The 2,684-nt window shown below is 40.8% G+C and carries 3 protein-coding genes; all 3 read left to right on the top strand.

Going from position 1 to position 2,684, the window contains the following annotated elements:
• Positions 1–843 (top strand): glycoside hydrolase family 3 C-terminal domain-containing protein (locus ACFVSH_RS25190; protein WP_387708479.1); only part of this gene is annotated, 843 nt, incomplete at its 5' end.
• A gap of 13 nt (positions 844–856) precedes the next feature.
• Entirely contained in the window at positions 857–2,095 is a 1,239-nt protein-coding gene (locus ACFVSH_RS25185) for an exo-beta-N-acetylmuramidase NamZ family protein (protein WP_387708477.1), read from the top strand.
• A 190-nt stretch (positions 2,096–2,285) separates the two neighbouring features.
• On the top strand, positions 2,286–2,684 hold a 399-nt coding region (locus ACFVSH_RS25180), incomplete at its 3' end, for a PTS transporter subunit EIIC (RefSeq protein WP_387708475.1).

Raw genomic sequence — 2,684 nt, 5'->3', positions numbered from 1 at the left:
GTATTCAATGCAGTGAAGGCAGCGGTGGAAAGCGGGGAAATTCCTCTAGGTAAAGTCAATCAATCTGTAACGAGGATACTTGAACTGAAAGTGAAGAGGGGGATATTAAACCCTGATGACACTCCGATCGATAAAAAGATCGAAACCGCGCTTAAAGTGGTCGGGAATGAAGACCATTTGAAAAAAGAAAGGAAAATGGCGGAGGATGCCATCACTCTTTTGAAAAATGAAGACAAAATATTGCCTTTAAAACCTAAGAAAAATGATAAAGTTTTAATTCTTGCTCCTTTTGATGATCAAGTTGAATCCATGTCCAGGAGCATCGGCGAATTAGCTGATAATAAGAAAATCAAGAAAGTACAAATAACGGGTATGAGTTTTTCAGGAAAGTCATTTTCAGATCAAGTGGCCAGACTCATTGATGAATCGGATTTTGTCATAACTGGTTCCTATATTGTCAAAAACGATCCAGCTGTCAATGATGGAGTGATAGATGATAGTATTCAAGATTCGTCGAAGTGGGCAACAGCCTTCCCTAGGGCGGTCATGAATCATGCTAAGAATAAAGATAAAAAGTTTGTTTTAATGAGTTTAAGGAACCCTTATGATGTTGCAAACTTTGAAGAAGCGAAAGCGGTTCTTGCTGTTTACGGGTTCAAAGGGTATTCGAATGGGCGTTATAGACAGCCAAATATCCCGGCAGGCATCTCGACCATTTTTGGAGAATCAAAGCCTAAAGGCACGTTGCCGGTCGATATACCATCAGTAACCAAGCCCAATCAAAGCCTTTATAAATTTGGATATGGATTAGATATTAAATCTGGAAGACCCATTAAAAAATAGGGAGGGATGCAATTTGAAAAGAATGATAATCCTATTTACCATTTGTCTGTTGACTTTCGGCATCGTTTCCTCAAAAAGCGTAACCGCTGTTAAAGAGAAGAAAAAACAAAAGGTCAGCCCCGGCATTGAAATTCTTTTAAAAGAAGAAAAGGACGTGTTAAGCGGAAAAAAAGTCGGCTTGATTACGAATCCAACTGGCATCGATTCTAAATTAACCAGCATCGTCGATCTACTTAATGATGATCCGGATATTAATTTGACAGCGTTATTTGGTCCTGAACATGGAGTGCGTGGAGATGCGCAAGCTGGTGCAAGCGTTGAATATTATATGGATGAAAAAACGGGGTTGCCCGTTTATAGCTTATATGGCAAAACGAAAAAACCGACACCTGAAATGTTAAAGGATGTCGAAGTGCTTGTTTTTGATATCCAGGATGTCGGAACACGCTATTACACCTATATTTACACGATGGCTTATGCAATGGAAGCAGCCAAAGAAAATGATATCCCTTTTATCGTGCTGGACCGGCCTAACCCACAAGGCGGGGAATCGGTAGATGGGCCTGTACTTGAACCTGAATTCTCATCGTTTGTTGGTTTGTACCCAATACCTCTTAAGCATGGGATGACTGTTGGGGAACTGGCTACCCTGTTCAATAAGGAATTTAAAATAGGTGCAGATCTAAAGGTCATCAAGATGAAAGGCTGGAAGCGGGAAATGGATTATGAAGAAACTGGTCTTCCTTTTGTCTTGCCGTCACCGAATATGCCGACTGTTTCCACTACGTTCGTATATCCGGCTACAGGCTTGATCGAGGGAACGAATGTCTCGGAAGGCAGAGGAACGACTAAACCATTCGAATTGATTGGTGCTCCTTATATAAACAGTGATGAGCTTGCTGGGAAATTAAATGCATTAAGGTTACCTGGCGTAAAATTCAGGGCAGCCTCCTTTACACCTACATTTTCAAAACATGCAGGTAAACTTAGCCATGGAGTGGAAATTTATATAACCGATAGAGAGGAATTCAAGGCTGTCCCTACCGGACTTTATATCATCAAGACCATTCAGGATCTATATCCTGCAGATTTTGAATTCCTTGCAGCCAAAAATTTCAATTTATTGATTGGCAATGGATGGGTAATGTCAAGAATTGAAGACGGTTCATCAGTAAATGAAATCATGAAAGAATATCAAGCAAAGCAGGATGCTTTTAAAAAGGTTCGTAAAAATTACTTGCTCTATAAATAAGAGAAAAAAGAAAAGTCCGGTTGGACTTTTCTTTTTTTGATGCACTTTCGAAGGAGGAGAAAATCGCTAAGACTTTATTCCTGAATAAAGCCAAATTTATAAATGAAATGCAGTTCTAAAATGGAAGGAACCGTTGTCTAATAGAATATAGGGTTTGCCCTAAATCAGTAATTGTCAGGGGGAAAGCGGGATGAAAAAATATCTTCAAAAAATTGGACGTTCCTTGATGCTGCCAGTAGCCGTATTGCCGGCAGCCGCCATTTTAATGGGGATCGGTTATTGGATAGATCCAGCAGGATGGGGAGCGGGAAGTCCGTTAGCGGCTTTCTTAATTAAAGCGGGTTCTTCGATCATTGATAATATGGCTATCTTGTTTGCTGTTGGAGTGGCGTTGGGGATGTCGAAAGGGAAAGATGGAGCCGCCGCTTTGAGCGGTCTGGTAGCCTATCTAGTCGTAACGACATTGCTTTCCACAGACTCGGTAGCCATGCTGCAAGGAATGGATGCAAAAGATGTAAATCCAGCATTTGAGAAAATAGAAAATGCATTTGTCGGAATCCTCTCGGGCCTTATAGCGGCAGCTATGTAT

It is taken from the genome of Peribacillus sp. NPDC058002, assembly GCF_042886655.1.
In the GTDB taxonomy this organism is placed as follows: domain Bacteria; phylum Bacillota; class Bacilli; order Bacillales; family DSM-1321; genus Peribacillus; species Peribacillus aracenensis.
The sequence above is the reverse complement of the archived record's forward strand: the minus strand, read 5'-3'. Positions and strand labels throughout refer to the sequence as shown.